A 20,985-nucleotide genomic window follows, 5' to 3' on the forward strand; every position below is an offset into this window, starting at 1 on the left:
GAGAAGTGCTCGTTTGGCACAAAGGTCAAGCAATTCCGCTGAAAGAGACGGAAAAGCCAGAACGGGTGAAGCAAGCAAAAAAGGCGAGTTCTGCGCAGCACCGCAAACCCGCCGCCGATCATCCTTGGAGGATGTATCGGAACAAAAACCAAGTTCAGAATAGCACAAAATTAACGGTAATCCAAGCCACCTGACGGTGGCTGGGCAAACTAAAAAAGTGACATTTTTATAGGCGAGTTAAGGTGACATTTTCACAGACGCTTGACAGCGGAATATTGTTCAATCCGGAATGGACTCAGCGGTCATTCTCCGTTGAAGAACCGGGAACGACCGCCGTATCCTGTATTCGGTTTGGTTCGTCCGGGGTTTACCCGGCATTCGAGTCAAATGTCTACTCCCTTGGTGATGATCATCCTTGTCTTCCTTGAGCTGACGTTCTTCATTGCTCTTCTTTCTTTAAACCAGCTACACTCTCCAGGTAAATATAGACCCCCTTTCAACCTAATGATAGCGGTTACAAAAAGATCCGTTTGTCAAGACTTAAAATGAGCACAGGCACAGCGCCCTATCTTTGTCAGAAGCATCAGGACAGCTGCCGAAGATCCGATCACATTTCGACAAACCGGTCCTGTGGGTGTTTCTTGAACTGACAGAAGACGCACAGGGTGCGATTCCGCTTCGACATAAAACTGCTTCAAGCTTGACAGCTAAAAGCTCCCTGGTTTGTTAGATAAAAAAAGCCGAGGATCCGTGACGGATCATCGGTCATCCGAAGCCTATTCTCCTGCTGATCACCTGCCTACAAACCGGGGCGCCCGCTTCTCCTTGAAAGCAGCCAGCGCTTCTATGCGGTCGGCTGTTGGAATGATGGCCTCATAAGCTTGAGATTCGATACGCAGGCCGGTCTTCAAGTCAGCCTCGCTTCCATATTGAATCGCATACTTGGCCTGCCTTACCGCCAGCGGACCGTTCTTCATGATTTCGTCCGCTAAATTCAGCGCGGGGCGCATCACGTCCTCCCCTTCCCCGGCTACGCCATTCAACATGCCCAAGGCCAATGCTTCCCCGGCGGTAATCCGCCTTGCCGTAAAAATTAGCTCTTTCGCCCGGGCCATCCCGATCAGCCGAGGCAGCCGCTGGGTTCCGCCGCCTCCGGGAACGATCGCCCAGCTGACCTCCGTTAAACCGATAAGCGCCCCCTGGACCGCATAACGAAAATCGCAGGACAGCGCCAATTCCAAACCGCCGCCGAGCGCATGTCCGTTCATCGCGGCAATCGTCGGTTGGGGCAGCTCTTCAATCATCGTGAACACCTCGCGGATTTTCATCACATTCCGGCGCACCTCCTGCTCGGTAAGCGTTTGCCTTTCTTTCAAATCCGCTCCCGCACTGAAGGCTTTATCACCGGCACCCGTAATAATAACCGCATAGACGTCGTTATCCATCCGAATGCCGCTGACCGCTTGCTCCAATTGCACCAGCATCCGATAGTCGAAGCAGTTCAGCCTTTCCGCCCGATTCAAGGTAATGACCGCCAAATGCTCCCGTTTATCCAGCAAAACGAGCGACTCCTCCATTTTCCATCGTTCACCTCCAACCTTTACTGATCTCTCTCAGGTCATCGTACCGCTACACTTGGATCGAAACGGTGACGGTTTCCAAAAAATCGTATAGCCCCTCTTTCCCCCCCTCACGCCCCCATCCGCTTTCTTTGACTCCTCCGAAAGGAGATTCAATATTGGCCGAAACGGCTCCGTTCACGCCTACGTTGCCGACCTCCAGCTTTTCGGAAATAGTGAGCACTCTGGAGACATCCTTCGTGTAGACAAAACCTGCAAGTCCGTAAGGCGTCGCGACGGCACGCGTTACGACCTCATCCTCTTCCTTGAACGTAAGAAAAGTCGCTACCGGACCAAAGATCTCTTCCCGGCAAATATCCATATGATCCTGAGCTCCTCTGATCATCACAGGCAGGTAGTAATAGCCTGAGTCCGAATCCACACCGTCTACCATCTTGCCGCACACTTGAGCCTCCGCTCCTTGAGCCACGGCACTTTTGACCAGCCGGTCCACCTTTTCAATCGCTCTTTGATGAATGAGCGGACCGATATGGGCTTCCTTATGATGCCCCGGTCCCACTTTCAAGGTATTGATTTGCCGATAAAACCGGTCAATAAACTCTTCCGCTATGGATTCATGTACGTAAATACGGTTAGGAGACCCGCAAACCTGGCCGGTATTTCTGAATTTGGCATACTGCAGGGTCTTTACGGCTCTCTCCTGGTCCGCATCCGGAAAAATAATGCACGGGGAATTGCCTCCAAGCTCCATATGCGTCTGCTTTAAATGCTGTCCCGCTTGTGCAGTGAGCAGACGTCCGACCTGAGTGGATCCGGTGAAGGTGATTTTCCGGACGGCGGGATGCTCGCAGAACACCTTTCCAATGGCCGCCGCATCTCCGGTAATGATGTTCACGACCCCTTGGGGAAAACCGGCTTTTTCCACAAGACGGGCGAGCATCAATGCCGTTAACGGCGTTTCCGGAGCGGGCTTGGCTGCAAACGTGCACCCTGCGGCGACAGAGGCGGCCAATTTTCTTGCCAGAATGCCAAAAGGGAAATTGAAGGGACAGATGGACACGACGACACCCACGGGTCGTTGCAGCACGAAAATCCGGTTATTCGGATTCGCAGGCGAAACCACGGTTCCGTTAATGCGCTTGGCTTCCTCCGAATACCAGCTTACGTAAGCGGAGGCCGAACGGATTTCCTCCATCGCTTCCTTCAATACCTTGCCCGATTCGGCGGTCAACAGAGAGGCCAACGGTAAAGCGTGCTCCCTCAACAAATTGGCTAACCGGTATAAATATTTCGAGCGTTCCCTCGCGCTGACCATCGACCAGCTGCCGAATGCGGCCTGAGCGGCTTCAACCGCTCGCTCCGCTTCTTGAGCGCCCCCTTTCGAAACGTAGGCAATCACATTTTTCGAAGAAGGGTCTTCGACTGGCTCCCATTCTCCGGACCGGCCCTCGACCCATTGTCCGTTAATGTACATCTTCAGTTGTTCACCGTGCTCGATGAATTCCAACCAAGGAAAGTTTTGCGCGTTTATTTGCACACTCATATCCAACCTCTCCCCCATTTCATTGCACAGCTTCGACAATCGCTGCGATTCCCTGCCCTACGCCGATACACATCGTGGCCAAGCCCCTTTTGGCTTTTCTGCGTTTCATTTCATGCACCAGAGTGGTCAAAATTCTTGCCCCGCTGGCGCCCAGAGGATGCCCCAAAGCAATCGCTCCTCCATTGACATTCACGATCGACGGATCCAGTTCCAACCCCCGAATACATTGAAGCGACTGGGAAGCGAACGCCTCGTTAAGTTCCACCAGGTCCAGATCGGAAACGCTGAGCCGCGCCCTTTGGAGCACCTTTTGAACGGCCGGAATCGGGCCCAGTCCCATCACATCCGGTTCGACTCCGGCAACGGCTCCGGCCACAAATCGGGCTAACGGCTTTACGCCCAGCTCCTTCGCCTTGTCGGCACTCATCAACAGCAGGACGGAGGCGCCGTCGTTGACTCCGGAAGCGTTGCCAGCAGTAACGGTACCGCCACTGAACAGCGGCGGTAATTTCTCCAGCTGCTCCAGCTTAAGGTTAAAGCGGGGATGCTCATCCTGTGCGAAGGACGTCCGGTTCCCCTTGGCATCCTCCACCGTAACGGGGATGACCTCATCGTCAAACCAGCCCGATTCCCAGGCGCGCTGCGCCTTGTGCTGACTTTGCCATGCGAATTCATCCTGATCCGCCCGGGAAATGCGATACCGGTCCGCTACGATTTGGGCCGTTCCGGGCATGCTTGTCGATCCGTACAAGCGCTCCAACCGGGGATTGACGAACCGCCAGCCGATGGTGGTATCGTACATTTTCACATCGCCGCGGGGATATTCGGTTTCAGCTTTACCCATGACAAGCGGCGCCCTCGTCATGCTCTCCGTTCCTCCGGCAAGATAAATCTCCCCGGCACCGGCGCCGATGCTTCTCGCGGCGTACATCACCGCATCCAGCCCCGATCCGCACAAACGATTCACTGTCGTTCCGCCTACTTCCAGCGGCAATCCGGATAATAGAACCGCCATCCGGGCCACATTGCGATTGTCCTCCCCCGCTTGATTCGCGCATCCCAGAATGACATCTTCAATGTCCTGAACAGGCACCCCCGGGTTGCGCTCCAGAATAGCCCGTATGGCGGCGGCGGCCAAATCGTCCGGACGTACCGATTTAAGAGCGCCCTTATACTTTCCTATCGGAGTTCTGACCGCATCGACGATCACAGCTTCTTTCATGAACGATCACCGTCACTTATTCTTTTTTCCCATACTCGTATACGCCTCTTCCGGTTTTGCGCCCTAAACGGCCGGCCTGCACATATTTGACAAGCAGCGGACAGGGCCGGTATTTTTCCCCCAAGGATTGATGCAAATAGCGTAAATTGTTCAGCCGCGCATCCAATCCCACAAGATCCGCAAGCTCCAAGGGCCCCATCGGATAATTCAAGCCCAGCTTGATCGCTTTATCGATTTCCTCGGGAGTTCCGACTCCCTCCATCAGCATATAAAAGGCTTCATTGCCTACCAGGGCGCTCATCCTGCTGGTGACGAACCCGGGGAATTCGTTAATCGTCACCGTTTCTTTATTCATACGCCCGGCGACCAGCTGAATCAGCCGCACCGTCTCATCGCTCGTTTCCAGACCCCGCACCAATTCGATCAGCTTCATTTTGTAGGCCGGGTTAAAAAAGTGCATGGCCATGACTTTATCGGGACGCCTCGTAAACGAACCGATTTCGGTAGGGCTCAAAGTGGACGTGTTGCTGACCAGCAAACCATGCGCCGGAGCATGCCGATCGAGCATCTCGAAGATCTGCTTTTTCAAATCGAGCTTTTCCGTTACGGCTTCAATCACCAGATCCGCCGCTTGGACGCTGCCTTCCAAATCCGAGTGATAGGAAAGGCGCTCCTTGGCCGATGCCGCTTCTTCAAGCGTTAACTTGTTTCGTTGGACCGCGCCTGCAAAAAGCTCTTCTATTTCCTGCCGGGCGCTTTGCAAAACCTGTTCATATTTATCGACCAGCTTCACATGAAAACCGGAAACCGCCCCCGTGTAGGCGATGCCCCGGCCCATTACGCCGCCGCCGACAACAACCAGCTGTTCAATCAAAGCCTGTTCCCTCCCGTTAAGCGGATCAGTCATGCCGCCTTAAGCCAAATGCTTCATTTTTTCAAAAGGATTTTTGCAATGCTTGCAATAGTAAATCTCCTTGCACAGCGATGATCCGAAAGGGCTGTCCCGCACGATATGCTTGGAGCCGCAGTAGGGGCAATGAACGACCCCGTCCGCAGCCAAGGCAATCCCGTACGTTTTTAATGCCGTTTCCCCGTCGGAGCTGATTTTCTGAGATGTCCAGGATGAGGTAAAGCTCCAGCCCACTTCGGCTCGTTTGCCCGGAAATTGCTCCTCCAGGACGCCGATCACCAGCTTGCGTATATGTTCCAATGCGGGGCAGCCGGAGAAGGTGGGCGTTAGAACGACTTGAATGTGCTCCGGGCCGCAGTCAATGTTCTCGACAATACCCAGATCCACGATGCTGACAGGCAGCTCGGGATCCTCTACCGATTTTAGCGCCTCGCGTACCGCTTGTTTCTCCGCATCCATACGAAATCACCACCTTCGCTCTATCCCCAGACCATGTCCGGGTTTTGACGGTAAACCAAAGTAAATTCGTTGTACAACGGCATAAAACCGGAAGAGTGCAGTCCATAACGTCCGCCTTGTACCGACAGATTGCCGATCATCTCTTGTTCAGGGCATGGAATCGATAGTCCCAATTGGATCAATCGGGGATTCAATTCGTCCAGGCATTGCTTTAGCAGCGACTTCGCGCTGACCGAATTTAGGCCGTATTCCGCGGAGACGCGCTCTATTAACGGATCGGCGAAAAAATCGGAGATCAGCGGGTAAATTTGCCCGGCCGCTTTTTGCAGAAGCGATTGGCCTTGGCTGTCTTCCGAAATGAGCAGAGCCCATTCCATCCAATGCTCCAGATGAACGGCCTCCTCCCGCTTCATCAATCTCAGAACATCTTGCAGCCCCGAATCCGGGATTTCTCCGCCGAAGGACAAGCGCACGCCGTCGCAAATGTCATAGATGAGCTGCTTCATCACCAGCCGGGCCCAATCGTACTCATACCAATATTCGGCTAACCGGGAGACCTTGATTTGTTCCGGCGGCTTCCCGTAGATCAAATGATCTATCTGCTTTTCGCCGGTCGTATGGAGGTTCAGCAGCATCCTGCAGTGTCCGATCTCATCCTGGGAGATCGAACCGATGGCGATGTTTTCTTCCAGATCGGGTCCATATTCATATATTTTTTTGGTCAGCAAATGGCCTGCCCAAAACTCGTCTTCCGCCCATTGATTCATAAAGTCGATAAGTACCGTATTTTCCTGCATGACAGCCCCTCCAATCAGACGTTGTACTCCATAGAAGCCAAGCGATATTTTTTATCTTTCGACATGCCCAAAAATTCGGTGTCCTGAAAATGGATCATGTGCTTTCGATTCACAATGCTCAGCTTCACGCAATTCTCGCGGCGGGCAAAAATTTCTCTGGCGCTGTGAAGGGCCAGGATCTCGCTCGGCGCCCGCACACTGCCTACGTGAATGGCGGAGCGGTCCGCTTTTTCTTGAATGAATACCTCATATAATTGCTGTTTGCTCGTATCGTGTTGAGCCTGAGCCATACCGGTTCACCTCGCATCATGCCGTTTGGATTTTACTGCCCTTGTTCATCAAATCCCTGATCCATTGATAGTTTTCGTAGCTTTTACTTACGCTTTCTCGCCAATATTCCGAGGAAGGACCGCCGCCGTTAATCACCGCTTTGACCTCTTCCCAATCCGGCTCGGTATAGGACCAGGTTCCTGTTTTTGCATCTTTGGCTAATTGCGGATCTTGAAACTTGTAGCCCAAAGATTCCACCAGAGGAACAATCTTATCCAACCAGCGCGTGCGAATCGTGTCATTGGTGTCGACCTTGATTCTCCATTTCAAGGCATTGCTTGGCGCTTTGCCTTTCTCCGACGGACCAAAGTAAGCCAGCATCCGCGGATACCAGAGATCGAATGCATACTGCACGGTTTCCCGCTGCCGATCGGTGCCATGTGTCGTCAGCTGTTGAATCATATTCACGGCCAGGTTGTAATGGAAGGACTCTTCCTTCATGATTTTTCTCAGCGCCCGTTGATAGGGGAGGTAGCTGCCCTGCACCAGCGATTGAAATTGGACGATCGCCCCGGTGTTTTGCAGCAGCATAGCCGCAACCATTTCCTCATAAGAGCCGAAGGAGTAATGAAAAATATTCAACAGCTTGTTTTTGCGTTCAATATATCCTTCAATGATTTCTTCCCGCGAGTAGCCCAGATCTTCACAGGCCCGAATGAGAATATGAGCGTGGCCCATTTCGTCCTGAGATTTTGCCGCGTACATCATTTTCCTGACAATCGAAGGGGTATAAGGAATCCACTGGGACAGCATCATCGCGCCTACAATTTCGGCTAACGCCTGAAAGCCCATGACTCTCGTCACTTCCTTTTTGTATTCCTCCGGCATCCAATCGGTCGAATCGACTTTCCCGCCGCTTTCCACATGCTGAAAAAAAGCTTGAGCCGTCATCATATCGTATGGCCTCCTTTTTTTAATTACTGTTAATTAAAATACTTTGCAAAAAATATGCACGGCCAGAGCAGCCGAATCATTCCCTACTCTTCCGCCGGCATTTTCCGTTAACCCTACTCGGGCTCCCTCCACTTGTCTTGCACCAGCCTGGCCTCTTAGCTGCCACACGATCTCACAGATTTGAGCCAATCCGGTCGCTCCGCTGGGATTCCCTTTCGAAACGAGTCCACCGCTCGTATTGACGGGAATGGTACCGCCAAGCGTTGTTGCCTTCTCCCGAAGAAGCTTGACGCCTTCCCCTTCTTTACAAAAGCCCAATGATTCATAAATGAACAGCTCTACCGGTGAAACGGAATCGTGAACCTCCGCTACATCAATATCCGTAGGTTCCACTCCCGCCAGCTCGTATGCGCGTTTGGCCGCCCGCTCCGCCGCACGTTCGCCGTCCTCGGCATAAGGCGCTGAAGAATTGACTACGGAAGCCAGGACATCGACCGGTTCGCTTAACGAAGTGCGTTTGGCATACGCTTGGCTGGAGATCACGGCCGCAGCGGCGCCATCGCCTATAGGAGAGCACATCAGCCGGGTCAAAGGATCGCTTACCATAGGCGAGTTTAATATATCCTCTACGGTAATCGGGTTTCTGTATTGGGCATACGGATTAAGGGAAGCATGATACCGGTTCTTTTCCGATATGAGAGCAAATTCCAGCGGACTCACTCCGTATTTATCCATATAGGCTCTTGTTCTTTGGGCATAGGATTCGATGAAAATACTTCCCTGCATTTCGCCGTCCTTGATCAGCTCCACGTCTGTTGCGGCGGCAAGCGCCTTTAATGTCCGGGAACGGTCTGGATGGAACAGCTTCTCTGCTCCAACGACGAGAACCACATCGTATTGTCCCGACTTGACCGCCATATGGGCCAGATTGAACGCAGTAGACGCGCTTGCGCAGGCATTCTCCACATTATAGACAGGAAGTCCCGACAACCCGGAATCCCAAAGGCTGACTTGGCCCCGAACGCATTCCTGACCCGTGACGAAGCCGGCCATGGAATTCGCAAAGAATACCGCCTGGATTTCTTTTTTGTCTATTCGGGCGTCTGCCAGAGCTTCTGTGATTGCGCTTTGTGCCAAGCTCCTCAAGGTTTCGTGCTCATGCCTGGCAAACCGGGTCATCCCGACTCCGAGAATTTTCACAGGGTTCATGCTGAAGCCCCCTTCTCTCAACTACTTTTTTTCCAAACCGCTCAAAATCATTTGAGTAAATTGCCGGCTGACTTCCTGAACGCTGTATTTCTTTTCCGGCTTGAACCATTTATAAAGCCAGCTGCACATCCCCAGAATCCCGTTAACGACCAACACAGGATCCAAATCCACGAAATCGTTGGTTTTCACCCCTTGAGCGTAAATATTTCTGAGAACACGGATGAATTCTCTTTCGCGGGCGGTAATCAACTCCGTGTGATCTTCGGACAATTCATATTTATCTTGAAAAAATACCGTGAAGAAATCGAGATTATTGGCAACCAACGCGGAATATTCTTCTATCACCATTCTCAATTTGTCTTTAGGATTCATGGAATTTTCTGCGATCCGATTCATGGAATCCAGCCCTAATTTCATCGTCCGTTGGAAAATTTCATATAGAATCTCCTGTTTACTATTGAAGTGATAATAGACAGCCGGTGCAGTAATTTCCAGACGATCGGCAACATCCTTCAAGGTTGCGCTTTTATATCCCTTTTCCTGAAATATCCTGGCCGCCTGGTCTATGATTTCCTCGCGACGGAGATGGTATTTCTGGCTTTTAGATCCCATGACTTAGAACACCTCTAAACGATATTTACTAGATGACATTCGGCTTCGAATGAACCAATACGACCGCCCTGGATTCCACGACCTCATGACCGTGCTGGTTCACGCATCGCCCTGCAAGCTCAACGAATCCCGCTTTCAGCTTCTCTTTATAGGTCAGGGCTTCGATGGTCCATCGGGTGGTTACGGTATCGTTGGCGAATACCGGCTTGAGGAATTTGCCGCTGATGTTTGTGTTGGCCACGGCTGTACCCGCAAAAAAGTTTCCCAACGACGACGCCATCACACCAAGCGTGAAGGGCCCGGGAAAAATCCGCTTTTGAAACGGGCCTTTTTGAACAAAGGTTTCATTGACATGCACAGGATTGAAGTCGCCAAACAAGGCACTTCCCAATACCAAGTGCGTTTCGGTCAATGTAATGGAGGAACCAAATGCATCGCCAACCTGCAAATCATCGAAATACTTGCCCTCGACAACACCAATAATTGCCATTATACCCTAACTTCCTTTCTTATTGTATCAAAGATTCGATACAAATCTCCAGAAATTTCAGTTGCTTTAAAAGATTCCAGGTCAATAAAGCGGTGATGGGTTTTGCCCGTGCAGATCAGTTTTTCTTGTTCCGCGCGGATGATTTTATATTCGCATTCGAAGCCTTTGGCCGATAAATGTTCGATTCGGGCATGAATGATCAGTTCGTCGTCCAATCTGGCCGGCGAAAGATAGGAAAACTCCGAGCGAATCACCGGTGTTGCCACATTGTATTGTTCCGCCATCCTTTTGTGCGACAGGTTATATTTGCGCAAGACTTGTGCTTGCGCTTTTTCTGCAAATGCCAAATATCTGGCGAAATAGACCACTCTGGCATAATCTACATCGTCAAAATCGACAACCAGCCGATACTCCAATCCAACCCCTCGCTTCATTATTCATAATCGTGGATATACTCCACATGGAAAGGATCCACCGTCATCACCAATTGTCTTGAAAGAGCCAACATGAGAATGGCTAAATTTTTGATGCCGGGCACATCATGCTGACAAAGCCGTTTAAGGTTCTCGTGCGTTTGAAAAACCAATTCCTCCGTATTCATTTCCAGCTGCTTGCTCATGTTTGATTCGCCTCCCGATTCTTATTTTGCCTTATTTCGCCGTATAGAAAATGCGGTCGCGGTCTTTGCTGCGTTCGTCGGTCCAACGGCGGACTTTAAATTCAAAACGCGGCAAGCTTTCCTTCGCTTCCGTGACTTTCATCCGGACCCCGACTTTATGCCGAATCTGATCCTCCAATAAGCAGAGCATTTCCCGCTTTCTGTCCTCCGATACGAAGCTTTTGAATTCCAACGTGATCAACACCTCTTCTGTTCCGTTCTCCTCCATATACACCTTGCCCCGGTATTCTTCCACTTCATCATAATGGAACAGAATGGATTCGATAGCGGCAGGCCATACATTGACGGCCTTGATTTTGATCATGTCGTCGTATCGTGCGATGCTTCCGGCCTCAAAAGCATCGAAGGCGCGACCGCAGGAGCAGGTATGATGCGGCAGGAATACGACTTTGTCATCGGTCGAGAACCGGATCAGCGGGGCCGCTTCGCGATCCAGATTCGTCAATACGATTTCGCCTTCTTCCCCCGGCTTCACCGGCTCGCCGGTTTCCCGGTTGAGCACCTCGACATAGGACAAGTGTTCGAAGATGTGAATATGGCCTCGAGTCCCGTTATGCAGAACCCCGTGCTCGCATGTAAACCCAAGTCCGCCGCCCTGCTGCGTTGAACCGTACATTTCAAAAAGCTTGGCGCCCCAGAAGGCTTCCATTTTCTCGACCCAGGCGGGGGAGTAGCATTCCGTAGCCAGCATAATGCTCTTGAGCTCCGGAAATTCCTTGTGCGGGTCAATGCCCATTTCGGTACAAAGCACGGATAACCGTGTCAGGTAGGCAGGCACGATGGTGATTTGATTCGGCTTGAAACGAAGCATCATTTTCAGTTTGTCCTCGGATCTTTGGGTGCCTACATGCATACTCAACACGCCTAGATGCACGTAGGATTGCGTCAACGAATCCGGACCCGCCAATTGTCCCGCCGAGCCGGGCCACGTATTGTAACAGGTATCTCCCCGGTTTACCCCGGACCAATGCAGACCCATCGCCCACGTTTGGCCTGCGTATTCCTGATCTGCTCGGCTTCGACCGTACACTTCCTGTCCCAATCCGGAGGTTCCGCTTGTCATATACAGACCGATCAATTGCTCCTTTTTCATCCATGTCCGGCTGCCGAAAGGCGGATTGGCCTGCTGATCGGCGACCAGATCTTGTTTGCTGATTCTCGGCACCTTGTTCCGGAAATCATCAAAATGACGGATATCGTCGGGTTTGATCTTGTGCCGGTCAAATAAATTCCGGTAAAACGGATTGCGCGCATATTGATGCTCCAGCAAAAATTTGAGCTTTTTCCATTGCAGTTGTTTGATTTCTTCCCGGGTCAGCTGTTCCAATTTCGGATTGAATAAGCGTCGGTTCATCTTCATTCCTCCACTATGTTGGATTTAATTACGCACCCATATACATCTTTTGGATATCGGAATCTGCGGATAATTCGGAAGAGCTCCCTTCCTTCAACACTTTTCCGTGCGATAAGACATAGGATCGGTCCGATACATGTAAGGCGGCCTTCACATTTTGTTCCACCAGCAGAATCGAGATATGCTGATCCCGCAGCCTGCGGATGGTTTTGAAAATTTCTTTCGTAATAATCGGAGAGATCCCTAAGGAAGGCTCATCGAGCATCAGTAATTTAGGCTGTGCAATAAAGCCGCGTGCAATCGCGAGCATCTGCTGTTCCCCTCCGCTTAGCGTACCGCCTTTGTGATGGAGGCGTTCGTAAAGTCTCGGAAAGAGCTCGAACGCTTCCTTGATTTTCCGGGCTACCTTCTCCTTTTCCCTTCTCCAACGGAAGGCACCCAGCTCCAAATTTTCAATCACGGTAAGCTCCTTGATGACTCCCCTGCCTTCCGGCACATGAATCAGTCCGGCCTCGACTCTTTTGTAATCCGGCATATGGGTGATATCCCTGTCCATAAAGGTGATGCTGCCCTTGTAGGCGGGATTCAATCCGGATAAGGTTCGAAGCAGCGTTGTTTTGCCGCCCCCGTTCGCGCCTAAGATGCTGACGATTTCCCCTTCCATCACTTCCAGCTGTACCTGCTGCAAAACATGGATTTTGCCGTAGCCCGATTCCAGGTTTTCCACCCTAAGCACTGATATCCTCCTCTCCCATATAAGCCTGAATCACATCACGGTTGCGGTTAATGTCTTCCGGGGACCCCTCGGCGATTTTCTTTCCGTTATTCATCACCACAATGTCATCGGAGACCTCCATGACGAGTCCCATATGGTGCTCCACCAGCAAAATGGTTATGCCCATTTGGCGTATTTCGCGGAGAACGCCAACCAGGCGTTTGGTCTCGCTGTCATTTAATCCGGCGGCCGGTTCATCCAGCAGCAGCAGCCTGGGTTTTGCCATCAAGGCTCTGGCTAACTCAAGCAACCGCTGATACCCGCAGGGAAGCTCGCTTGCCGGCGCGTGCAGCCAATCGGACAGCCCGATCTGACCGCTCACCCGATGCGCTTCTTCCAACGCTTCTTGTTCTTCTTTACGGGAGATCATACTGCGTATACTGCTTCGGAGCATGCCCGCCTGGAAGCGCTTGTCATAGCCGACCAACAAATTGTCCAGAACGGTAAATCCGTTGCTGTCAAACATTTTGACGCCTTGAAAGGTCCGAATAATCCCGTAATGGGCGATCTGGTGCGGCTTTCTTCCCGTAATGGCCCGGTCTTCAAAAATCACTTGACCCTCCGTCGGGGCAAAATTCCCCGATATGATGTTGAACATGGTGGTTTTCCCCGCTCCGTTCGGGCCGATGAGGGCTTTAATGCTTCCTTTCTTGATGTCGAAGCTCACTTGATCCACAGCTTTCAAACCGCCAAACATTTTGGAAATCTTCTGTACCTGCAGCATCGAAACACCTCCATACCGTTGGGCTGATTCGGTCTCGTCACACTTTGCGCCGTTGAAAGAACCTTTTTTGTAAAACACCGTAGATGCCTTTAGGCATGAACAGCAAAATGACGATGAGCGCCGCCCCGGTCAGCAATATTTTATAATCCTTAAATGAATGCGTCGTTTCGACCAGCAGCACCCATACGAAGGATCCCAGCAGGGGACCGTAGATGACTCCGTGACCGCCAAGCAAGGACATGACAACCAAATCGACGGAAAGGGCCAAGCCGAAAATATCCGGCGCGATAAAGCTCAAATAGTTGGCCATCACAAAACCGGCCGCAGCCGCATACATCGCGCTGACCACGAAAATCTGAAGCTTCACCTTCCCCGTATAAATGCCCAAGGCCGACGCCGCTTCTTCATTGCTTTGGATCGCAACCAAGGACCGCCCCGTGCGTGTTCGGGTCAGATTGCGGGCCAGAATAAATCCGACTCCGAAAATAACCCAGGCTAATATAAAATAGCCTCTTTCACCCAAGCTGTTCGAAAATACGGTCAAGGAATTCACGGACATTCCCGAAGAGCCGCCGGTGAGCGGGAACATCGATATCGCCAGCGCCTGAACCAGAAGGGCGAAACCCAGCGTGGCAATAGCCAGGTAATAGCCTTCCAGCTTCAAAATCGGATAACCGATGATGAACGCCACAAGCGCTGAACCGATCAGAGCAGTCATAAAAATGAGAACCGGATGTACGCCATGCTGGCTTAGTATGGCTGTAATATAGGCTCCAAGTGCGATAAAGCCTCCGTTGCCGAGCGAAATTTGTCCGCCGTATCCCATCAGCATTTCCAGGCCGGTGGCCGCTAAAGCGTAGATTCCTACAAAGGTAAGCATACTGTACAGATAGTGATTGGGAGGAAGCACAGCGAGCATGATGGCGACCGGCACGATAACAACGGTCCAAACGGCGATTTGTTTTTTTCTCATCGCTTAAACCCTCCTACTAACCCTTTGGGCATAATAATGAGGAGCAGGAGCAAAAATACAAGCGTCATCACATCCTTGTACTCCGATGAAACGAATCCCGCCATATTGCTCTCGAATATCCCGAGCAGCAGTCCTCCCAGCAAAGCCCCGACCGGACTTCCCAGCCCTCCGAGAATCGAGGCCACCAAACCCTTTACGACAAAGACAAGTCCCAAGGTATAATTCATCAGCAGCAGAGGCGCGATCACGACGCCGCTTATGGCGCCGATTGCACCGCTTAAACCAAAGGCGATCATTCTCATCTGGTTCACGCGGATGCCGGCAAGTCTTACGCTCTCAGGATTCGAGGAGCAGGCCCGGAACGCTTTGCCGTAATACGTTTTATGCAGAAAATAGTAGAGCCCGCCGTTGATCAGAACCATGACGGCAACAATCACCAGGACCTGGTACTGAATCGTAATGTCGCCCCATTTGACGGCGCCGGCCCAAACCGGCTCGGCCGTTTTGGACTGTTTGCCGAACACCAGCATGGAAATCCCTTGTAAAGTAATCATGATGGCCAAGGTCATGATAATTTGATTAATCAACGGCGAGGAAGAAACCGGCCTCATCAAGGAACGCTCGATGATCAGTCCGATGATTACCGCAATGAATACCGCTGCAATAAAAGCCAATACGGAAGGCATATAACCGCTGAGTACAATAAATGAAAGCGCTCCCATTGTAAAGTATTCGCCTTGGGACAAATTAATCACTTTGGAGATCGAGAAGACTAACGTAAATCCCATGCCGATCAAGCCGTAGATGCTGCCTAAACTGATTCCCGTGATCAGGCTTTGCAAGACATTGTCCATAGGAAATCCCCTTTAATTATTTACTCGAGCAAGGACCATTTATTATCACGGATCTCTACGATTCTCAACGTTTCCGGAGACAGTCCGATCCGGTTGTCTTTGGTAAATTTGAAGGTTCCGTTCACGCCGATTATGCTCTCCCCCCCGTTTTCCAAATAATCCTTAATCTTCTGCGGGTCGGTTCCAGCCTGTTTCAAAGCATGATAAGCGACATTTAATGCATCGTAACCGAAGCCTTCGATATAACCGGGTACATAGTTATGATCCTTTTGAAAACGGGAGATGAATGTTTCCAAGACTTGCTTTTGCGGATGATCGTCAGGAATTTGCTCGAATGTCGTAATAATTCCTCCGGCGGCCAGCACTTTATCATTATCGATTTTTCCGATCAAGTCCAGGAAAGCTTGTGTAGCTGAAGAATGGGGAGGCAGCATCGGCACATTCAGCCCGATTTCATCCATTTCTTTCCTTACCTTGACGGCAGGCTCCCCTGTCACGAACGAAATCACAGCATCCGGCTTGGCTGACATAATGGAAGTCAGCTGCGGCTTCATTTGGATATCGTTCATATTAAATGATTCTCGTTTGACGATATTGACTTTATACTTTTCCGCGTACCGGGCAATCGCTTTGTCTGCGATCTGTCCCAAGGCATCGTTGGGATTGAGGACACCGATATTGTTCAAGCCTTTATTGGCAAAGTACTGAAACTGACGCTCAATGACCTGATCCGTGGAATGGACGACCGCCCAGCCCCAGCCAATCTTCGGATCCGGGATGTAACCTCCCGACATCGAGATCATGGGAATTTTGGCGGATCCCGCCGCCTGCTCCGCAGCGTTGGAGGTCGGCGTGCCGTTCGGGCCGATGATCATCACGACCTTATCCTCATTGATTAGACGCTTGGCCCAACGGCTTGCCTCTTCCGGTTTGGATTGGTCATCGTAAACGATAATCTCAAGAGGATGGCCATTCACTCCTCCCGCTTCGTTGATTTGCTTTTTCAAGGTTTCAACGGCACGCTGTGTGCTTTGTCCCAGCCATCCGGCCGGACCCGTCAGAGAGAGTATTGTGCCGATTTTATAAGCTTCATTGCCCTTTGGTCCAGCGGATGGATGGTCGGAGGCTGGATTCGTCTCTACCTGATGATTGGCGGACGGATTAGCGCATCCGGCTGCCGCAAGCATACAGATCATGATGAAAATAAAAGGAAGCTTGAACTTTTTCACCACTGCATTTCCCCCTCTATGGAAATATTTTTAAATAAAGCGCTTTCTTTTTTGGGGTAAAAAAATAAGGGAACTGCAATCAACGTCCTGATGGATGAATGCGAGTCGGCTGTCAAAATACGATATTTCCAATGTCAGCTCGTCAAATTGGCATCAAGCCTCACCTCCTGTGATGATAAAATTTTAATGAACGTTAAGTAAAATATACTGTAGAAACTTCTCTTTGTCAATTGATTTTTCGCACTATTCTGATATTGGTGTTTGTGACGGTTTGAGCTTGTTTGTCCATTCTCGTTTAATAAACAAAAGAGGCGAGCTCCTGCTCCCCCTTTCAGTGAATGATTATAATACTTCTTTATGCTTTATATCCAAAGGATTGCGAGACCTCTTTCATCATCTTTAATAAATATTGGCTTGTCACATCATCGATTTGCGTCGGGATCGTATGCGAAAAACCAACGACAACGATGACGGCGAGCAATCGCTTTTCAAAATTAAAAACCGGAAAGGCTATGGAGGATATGCTCGGAACCAGCGGTTCCTTCGCAAAAGATATAGCGTTCTTACGGACAATTAAAATTTCGGATTCCAGACGATGCCTCTGTTCCTCGTCAAGCTTGGCCAACTGCTGCTGTTTCCATTCCCGGATGAGATGTTCTTCCATGAAAGCCGCAAAAACCTTTGCGGTGGCCGACATAATGGGAAGAAACGTGCCGATTTGAGCCCCGATGTTCAGTCCCTGCAGACTATTGATAATTTTCACTACCATCGGTCCATTGTGAGACCACGTCGTCAGCAGTACGGTGTTTTTGCAGGTCCGGTTGATTTCCTGAAGAAAAGGCGTCACCCGCTCGATCATGTTCTCCCGGTTGATCGCTTTCATACCGTACTCTACCAGCTTGCTCCCAAGAGTATACAGGCCGGTTTCCTTATCCCTGTAAAGCATCCCGATTTGAGTCAGCGTATTCAGATACTTGTACAAGTTGCTCTTGGTGATTTTTGTTTTTTCGTATATCTCGTTGAACTTCAACGGTTTGTCATAAGAAGCGACTAATTCAAGGATCTCGTTGCCAACCTGCAAAGACTGAATTGTCGTACTTGTTTTGGAAGCAGCCATTTTAGACAACCCTTCTGTAATTGACCTCTGTATACAATATAAGATAATCATATCCAATGATCAATATCTCCCCATCACTTGACAGTTAAACGAGACGATCATCATCCCTGAGAAAGGCGTTCTTGATGATGCCGGATGTTGTCAACAGAACAGCCATGTCATTCCATCAGCTTATTCGGCAACCAGGTGGTTAGCGGCGACCAATAAGTAACCAGGAAAAGGATCACAAGCGCAACGATGAGAAAAGGAACAACCGATCGAATGAGCGTCTCAAACTTCACTTCGCCTACTGCCGAGGCAATGAATAAGCCTGCTCCGACCGGCGGTGTGAGCAGCCCGATGGTAGCGTTCAAACAAACGATAACGCCAAAATGGATCGGATCAATTTCGAACGCATGAACAAGCGGCATGAATATCGGCAATAACACAATCAAAACGGCCATCTCGTCCATAATAATACCGATAAGCAGCAGGAACAGATTCACCAGCAGTAAGAACACAAAAGGGCTCGAGGTCAGCGTTCCCATAAATTCGACGATTTTTTGCGGAATTTGTTCAAACGCCATGACCCATCCAAACAAGTTCGCCGTCGAAATCAGCAAGGTCACCGCAGAGGTGGATATGGTTGCACCCACTAATATTTTGGGAAAATGCTTGATTTTCAAGTCCCTGTAAACAAAGAATCCGATCAAAATCGCCAAGAAGCAAGCGAACGCCGCAGACTCGGTTGTTGTGAAAATACCGCTTAGAATCCCGCCCACAATGACAGCGGGAACCGATAAAGCCGGCAATACCTTAAAAAAACTGGAAACTATTTCTTTCCATAATGCTTTTTCGGATCTCGGAAAGCTGTGCTTGTAGCCTAAATATGCGATTAAGAGAATAAAAGCTGCCGCAAGTATAAGCCCCGGAATAATCCCCGCTATAAACATCTTGCCTATCGAAACTCCAGATCCTACAGAATAGATGATAAACAGCATACTGGGCGGAATGATAGGTCCCAACAGCGCAGCCGATGCCGTAGTTGCCGCCGCAAATGAACGGCTGTAGCCTTCCTTCTCCATCTCGGGAACCATGATCCGCGACATCATTGCCGTCTGGGCCGTCGCGGAACCAAGAATAGAGGCCAGGAACATATTCGCAATGATGTTGACGTAAGCCAATCCTCCGCGAAAGTGACCTACGAGCTTTTTCGAAAAATCGATTAATCTTCCGGTAATGCCGGCTGAGTTCATCAGCTCGCCGGCCAGCATAAAGAGCGGAATAGCCAACAGGCTAAAGCTTTCGACTCCTGAGTACAGACGCTGCGGAACATTATTGAACAGAACCATATTACCGTCCAGCCCGATATAGGCTACGCTAGTAATCCCAAGCACCAATGCGATGGGAATCTGAATGGCCAGCAGGGCGAAAAAAATGAGTAAAATAACCATTATATTCCCTCTCTACGTTGTTTTTGAAATACGCTTGCAAATAAATCCAACGAATGTATAGCCATAAATAACAGCCCCAGGGGAATGCCTATATAAGGAATGATCATCGGTAAGCCGACGGCTGGCGATTTTTGCAGCAGGATAGAGGGGTTCGTTATCCATTTCAAAGATAAGCCCAGAGCAAAAATGCAAAAGGCTAATGAAATAAAAAAAGCAATTCCCAAAAAGATGCGTCTTGTGTTTTCCGACAGCCTTTCCATAATAAAGCTTACGGCCGCCGCCTTGTTGGTTTTGATACTCATGCTTCCGCCAATGAAGGTCACCCATACTAAAGCGAATAATCCAAATTCGTCCGACCAACTCAGAGGTGAATTTAAAAAATAACGAAATATAACCCCTAACATCAGGGAAGTGACCATAAACGACAATATCAGAATGGCTAATATTCGTTCTATGGAAAAGACGGCATCACTAAGTTTGCGAACGAAGGTCATACGTACAACTCCCTTGGATGAATATCATAAGCTCCCATAAGTGCGGGTAGAAAAGAGAGGTGATTCCGGACAAGGGAGAAAAGCAAAGCTTTCCCCCTCGCCGGATCATGAAATAAGAAACCAAGGCATCGCAACAGCTATAGACTACTTGTTCTGATTTTCCTGAATGAGCTCTTTAATCAATGCGTTGCTGGAATACTTGGTATAAAGTTCGTCGCGGACGACCTTAAAGCTGTCATTATTGCTCAATTCAGAAACCGTTGCGCCTTTTGTTTTCAAATTATCCAGGTTCTGCTTTTCCAAATTGATCGATTCCTTGTTCCCCCAGTCCACAGCCGTTTTCATGGCTTCGGCTACTATTTTTTGATCTTCCGGCGACAAAGCTTCCAATTTCGTTTTGTTCGCGATCACAACCCCCGGCCACGCCATATGATTGGTCAGCGTAAAGTTTTTAGCGGTTTCATAATATTTTTCGGTCATCAAAGCATCAAGGTCAATATCGATCCCGTCGATCACGCCTGTTTGCAAAGCCGTATACACTTCCGGCAGAGGCATCGGAGTCGGACCGGCGCCTACGGCCTTCCAGAAATCTTGAATGGACGGGCTGCCGAGAATACGAATTTTTTTGCCCTTCAAGTCTTCCGGTTTGGTGACTGTCGTACTCTTCATCAAAATATGGCGGTTCCCCGCAAAAATATAGTCCATCCCGACAAGCCCCTGATTGCTCAAGCCATCCAAAATTTTCTTCGCCGCTGTGGAATTCCGCGCAGCCGCAGCTTTCTCAATGTCGCTGAACAGGAATGGCATGAACCAAGCATTGAATTCTTCCGAACGGGTACTCATGTAGGCGTTCGTTATAATCCCGAAATCGAGCGTGCCGGTCTCCAGCTGCTGCACCATGTCCTTTTCTGCCCCAAGTTGTCCCGCCGGGAAAGTCTCCACTTTCATTCGGCCGTTAGAACGCGCTTTCAATTCTTCATTGAACTTGTCGGCGGTCTTATGCCAAATGTGTGTAGGCTGCGTAATATGCGCCAGTTTGAACGTGTACGTTTTACCTTCCTCTCCTGCTGCTTGCCCTTCATTGGAGCTTTTGGTTTGCGTTCCGCCTCCGCAACCGGCAAGAATGAGAGACATGCTCAGCGTCGCGGCCAATACGAGTGAAAACGTCTTTTTCATAGTTTAAAATCCCCCTATAAATTGTTTTTTATAAATTCATTGCATCGGGCATCCAATGTTTCATGGTGATTTCATTGCAGGCAGAATGAGCTCTTCTGTCATGAAGAAATCGCTTTCATATTACTTGCAAC

General features: G+C 50.0%; 23 protein-coding genes and 1 pseudogene. 1 reads left to right on the forward strand and 23 read right to left on the reverse strand.

Annotation, left to right across the window (positions count from 1 at the left end; all coding sequences use genetic code 11):
- Window positions 1-194 (forward strand): annotated as a pseudogene (locus EXW96_RS26865) (ISNCY family transposase); the annotation flags it as partial.
- 597 nt (window positions 195-791) lie between these two features.
- Here the strand turns inward: EXW96_RS26865 and EXW96_RS00685 are convergent.
- From EXW96_RS00685 to EXW96_RS00795, 23 genes are all read right to left on the reverse strand, one after another.
- On the reverse strand, window positions 792-1,577 hold the full coding sequence (locus EXW96_RS00685; RefSeq protein ID WP_174349598.1) for an enoyl-CoA hydratase-related protein: 786 nt from the start codon (window positions 1,575-1,577) through the stop codon (window positions 792-794).
- Between the two features lie 52 nt (window positions 1,578-1,629).
- Window positions 1,630-3,123 (reverse strand): NAD-dependent succinate-semialdehyde dehydrogenase, encoded by a 1,494-nt coding sequence (locus EXW96_RS00690; RefSeq protein ID WP_174349599.1) that lies wholly within the window; start codon window positions 3,121-3,123, stop codon window positions 1,630-1,632.
- Window positions 3,124-3,142: 19 nt separating this feature from the next.
- On the reverse strand, window positions 3,143-4,345 hold the full coding sequence (locus EXW96_RS00695; RefSeq protein WP_174349600.1) for a thiolase family protein: 1,203 nt from the start codon (window positions 4,343-4,345) through the stop codon (window positions 3,143-3,145).
- A gap of 16 nt (window positions 4,346-4,361) precedes the next feature.
- The gene (locus tag EXW96_RS00700) at window positions 4,362-5,219 is read right to left on the reverse strand and encodes a 3-hydroxyacyl-CoA dehydrogenase (RefSeq protein ID WP_174349601.1); all 858 of its coding nucleotides are present in this window, start codon (window positions 5,217-5,219) and stop codon (window positions 4,362-4,364) included.
- A 39-nt stretch (window positions 5,220-5,258) separates the two neighbouring features.
- Window positions 5,259-5,714 carry a 1,2-phenylacetyl-CoA epoxidase subunit PaaD gene (paaD, locus tag EXW96_RS00705; protein ID WP_062410798.1) on the reverse strand — a complete coding sequence of 152 codons (456 nt, stop codon included), beginning with the start codon at window positions 5,712-5,714 and terminating at the stop codon, window positions 5,259-5,261.
- A gap of 20 nt (window positions 5,715-5,734) precedes the next feature.
- A complete protein-coding gene (locus EXW96_RS00710) occupies window positions 5,735-6,511 on the reverse strand; it encodes a Phenylacetic acid catabolic protein (protein WP_174349602.1) in 777 nt (258 codons plus the stop codon).
- A 14-nt stretch (window positions 6,512-6,525) separates the two neighbouring features.
- Window positions 6,526-6,801 carry a hypothetical protein gene (locus EXW96_RS00715; protein WP_074729125.1) on the reverse strand — a complete coding sequence of 92 codons (276 nt, stop codon included), beginning with the start codon at window positions 6,799-6,801 and terminating at the stop codon, window positions 6,526-6,528.
- 16 nt (window positions 6,802-6,817) lie between these two features.
- Window positions 6,818-7,735 (reverse strand): Phenylacetic acid catabolic protein, encoded by a 918-nt coding sequence (locus tag EXW96_RS00720; RefSeq protein ID WP_074729123.1) that lies wholly within the window; start codon window positions 7,733-7,735, stop codon window positions 6,818-6,820.
- A 33-nt stretch (window positions 7,736-7,768) separates the two neighbouring features.
- Window positions 7,769-8,944 (reverse strand): thiolase family protein, encoded by a 1,176-nt coding sequence (locus EXW96_RS00725; RefSeq protein WP_174349603.1) that lies wholly within the window; start codon window positions 8,942-8,944, stop codon window positions 7,769-7,771.
- Window positions 8,945-8,965: 21 nt separating this feature from the next.
- Window positions 8,966-9,556, reverse strand: a complete 591-nt coding sequence (locus EXW96_RS00730) for a TetR/AcrR family transcriptional regulator (protein ID WP_062410793.1) — start codon at window positions 9,554-9,556, stop codon at window positions 8,966-8,968.
- 28 nt (window positions 9,557-9,584) lie between these two features.
- The gene (locus EXW96_RS00735) at window positions 9,585-10,046 is read right to left on the reverse strand and encodes a MaoC family dehydratase (protein ID WP_174349604.1); all 462 of its coding nucleotides are present in this window, start codon (window positions 10,044-10,046) and stop codon (window positions 9,585-9,587) included.
- Window positions 10,046-10,462 (reverse strand): acyl-CoA thioesterase, encoded by a 417-nt coding sequence (locus EXW96_RS00740; protein WP_160327418.1) that lies wholly within the window; start codon window positions 10,460-10,462, stop codon window positions 10,046-10,048. The genes EXW96_RS00735 and EXW96_RS00740 overlap by 1 nt, the downstream gene beginning before the upstream one ends.
- 17 nt (window positions 10,463-10,479) lie before the next feature.
- The gene (locus EXW96_RS00745; protein WP_054818464.1) at window positions 10,480-10,665 is read right to left on the reverse strand and encodes a hypothetical protein; all 186 of its coding nucleotides are present in this window, start codon (window positions 10,663-10,665) and stop codon (window positions 10,480-10,482) included.
- Between the two features lie 31 nt (window positions 10,666-10,696).
- Window positions 10,697-12,079 (reverse strand): phenylacetate--CoA ligase family protein, encoded by a 1,383-nt coding sequence (locus EXW96_RS00750; protein WP_174349605.1) that lies wholly within the window; start codon window positions 12,077-12,079, stop codon window positions 10,697-10,699.
- A gap of 28 nt (window positions 12,080-12,107) precedes the next feature.
- On the reverse strand, window positions 12,108-12,815 hold the full coding sequence (locus tag EXW96_RS00755) for an ABC transporter ATP-binding protein (protein ID WP_054818462.1): 708 nt from the start codon (window positions 12,813-12,815) through the stop codon (window positions 12,108-12,110).
- Window positions 12,808-13,578 (reverse strand): ABC transporter ATP-binding protein, encoded by a 771-nt coding sequence (locus EXW96_RS00760; RefSeq protein ID WP_174349606.1) that lies wholly within the window; start codon window positions 13,576-13,578, stop codon window positions 12,808-12,810. Before EXW96_RS00760 ends, EXW96_RS00755 begins: the two co-directional genes overlap by 8 nt.
- A 37-nt stretch (window positions 13,579-13,615) precedes the next feature.
- Window positions 13,616-14,551: a branched-chain amino acid ABC transporter permease gene (locus EXW96_RS00765; protein WP_174349607.1), complete on the reverse strand. Its 936-nt coding sequence runs from the start codon at window positions 14,549-14,551 to the stop codon at window positions 13,616-13,618.
- A complete protein-coding gene (locus tag EXW96_RS00770; protein WP_062410787.1) occupies window positions 14,548-15,405 on the reverse strand; it encodes a branched-chain amino acid ABC transporter permease in 858 nt (285 codons plus the stop codon). The genes EXW96_RS00765 and EXW96_RS00770 overlap by 4 nt, the downstream gene beginning before the upstream one ends.
- 20 nt (window positions 15,406-15,425) lie before the next feature.
- Window positions 15,426-16,637: an ABC transporter substrate-binding protein gene (locus EXW96_RS00775; protein WP_174349608.1), complete on the reverse strand. Its 1,212-nt coding sequence runs from the start codon at window positions 16,635-16,637 to the stop codon at window positions 15,426-15,428.
- A gap of 352 nt (window positions 16,638-16,989) precedes the next feature.
- On the reverse strand, window positions 16,990-17,751 hold the full coding sequence (locus tag EXW96_RS00780) for an IclR family transcriptional regulator (RefSeq protein WP_062410785.1): 762 nt from the start codon (window positions 17,749-17,751) through the stop codon (window positions 16,990-16,992).
- 158 nt (window positions 17,752-17,909) lie between these two features.
- Window positions 17,910-19,184, reverse strand: a complete 1,275-nt coding sequence (locus tag EXW96_RS00785; protein WP_174349609.1) for a TRAP transporter large permease — start codon at window positions 19,182-19,184, stop codon at window positions 17,910-17,912.
- Window positions 19,184-19,678: a TRAP transporter small permease gene (locus EXW96_RS00790; protein WP_174349610.1), complete on the reverse strand. Its 495-nt coding sequence runs from the start codon at window positions 19,676-19,678 to the stop codon at window positions 19,184-19,186. Before EXW96_RS00790 ends, EXW96_RS00785 begins: the two co-directional genes overlap by 1 nt.
- Before the next feature lie 144 nt (window positions 19,679-19,822).
- The gene (locus EXW96_RS00795) at window positions 19,823-20,854 is read right to left on the reverse strand and encodes a TRAP transporter substrate-binding protein (protein ID WP_174349611.1); all 1,032 of its coding nucleotides are present in this window, start codon (window positions 20,852-20,854) and stop codon (window positions 19,823-19,825) included.
- Between the last annotated feature and the right edge of the window lie 131 nt (window positions 20,855-20,985).

The sequence above is a fragment of the Paenibacillus sp. JMULE4 genome, assembly GCF_013337105.1.
GTDB classification, from domain to species: Bacteria; Bacillota; Bacilli; order Paenibacillales; family NBRC-103111; genus Paenibacillus_G; species Paenibacillus_G naphthalenovorans.

What these genes read in the sequence shown, in the direction of transcription:
- EXW96_RS00685 (WP_174349598.1), bottom strand. Translation starts at nt 1,577, where the DNA reads ATGGAGGAGTCGCTCGTTTTGCTGGATAAACGGGAGCATTTGGCGGTC.
- EXW96_RS00690 (WP_174349599.1), bottom strand. Translation starts at nt 3,123, where the DNA reads ATGAGTGTGCAAATAAACGCGCAAAACTTTCCTTGGTTGGAATTCATC.
- EXW96_RS00695 (WP_174349600.1), bottom strand. Translation starts at nt 4,345, where the DNA reads ATGAAAGAAGCTGTGATCGTCGATGCGGTCAGAACTCCGATAGGAAAG.
- paaD (WP_062410798.1), bottom strand. Translation starts at nt 5,714, where the DNA reads ATGGATGCGGAGAAACAAGCGGTACGCGAGGCGCTAAAATCGGTAGAG.
- EXW96_RS00710 (WP_174349602.1), bottom strand. Translation starts at nt 6,511, where the DNA reads ATGCAGGAAAATACGGTACTTATCGACTTTATGAATCAATGGGCGGAA.
- EXW96_RS00715 (WP_074729125.1), bottom strand. Translation starts at nt 6,801, where the DNA reads ATGGCTCAGGCTCAACACGATACGAGCAAACAGCAATTATATGAGGTA.
- EXW96_RS00720 (WP_074729123.1), bottom strand. Translation starts at nt 7,735, where the DNA reads ATGATGACGGCTCAAGCTTTTTTTCAGCATGTGGAAAGCGGCGGGAAA.
- EXW96_RS00725 (WP_174349603.1), bottom strand. Translation starts at nt 8,944, where the DNA reads ATGAACCCTGTGAAAATTCTCGGAGTCGGGATGACCCGGTTTGCCAGG.
- EXW96_RS00730 (WP_062410793.1), bottom strand. Translation starts at nt 9,556, where the DNA reads ATGGGATCTAAAAGCCAGAAATACCATCTCCGTCGCGAGGAAATCATA.
- EXW96_RS00735 (WP_174349604.1), bottom strand. Translation starts at nt 10,046, where the DNA reads ATGGCAATTATTGGTGTTGTCGAGGGCAAGTATTTCGATGATTTGCAG.
- EXW96_RS00745 (WP_054818464.1), bottom strand. Translation starts at nt 10,665, where the DNA reads ATGAGCAAGCAGCTGGAAATGAATACGGAGGAATTGGTTTTTCAAACG.
- EXW96_RS00750 (WP_174349605.1), bottom strand. Translation starts at nt 12,079, where the DNA reads ATGAACCGACGCTTATTCAATCCGAAATTGGAACAGCTGACCCGGGAA.
- EXW96_RS00760 (WP_174349606.1), bottom strand. Translation starts at nt 13,578, where the DNA reads ATGCTGCAGGTACAGAAGATTTCCAAAATGTTTGGCGGTTTGAAAGCT.
- EXW96_RS00765 (WP_174349607.1), bottom strand. Translation starts at nt 14,551, where the DNA reads ATGAGAAAAAAACAAATCGCCGTTTGGACCGTTGTTATCGTGCCGGTC.
- EXW96_RS00770 (WP_062410787.1), bottom strand. Translation starts at nt 15,405, where the DNA reads ATGGACAATGTCTTGCAAAGCCTGATCACGGGAATCAGTTTAGGCAGC.
- EXW96_RS00780 (WP_062410785.1), bottom strand. Translation starts at nt 17,751, where the DNA reads ATGGCTGCTTCCAAAACAAGTACGACAATTCAGTCTTTGCAGGTTGGC.
- EXW96_RS00785 (WP_174349609.1), bottom strand. Translation starts at nt 19,184, where the DNA reads ATGGTTATTTTACTCATTTTTTTCGCCCTGCTGGCCATTCAGATTCCC.
- EXW96_RS00790 (WP_174349610.1), bottom strand. Translation starts at nt 19,678, where the DNA reads ATGACCTTCGTTCGCAAACTTAGTGATGCCGTCTTTTCCATAGAACGA.
- EXW96_RS00795 (WP_174349611.1), bottom strand. Translation starts at nt 20,854, where the DNA reads ATGAAAAAGACGTTTTCACTCGTATTGGCCGCGACGCTGAGCATGTCT.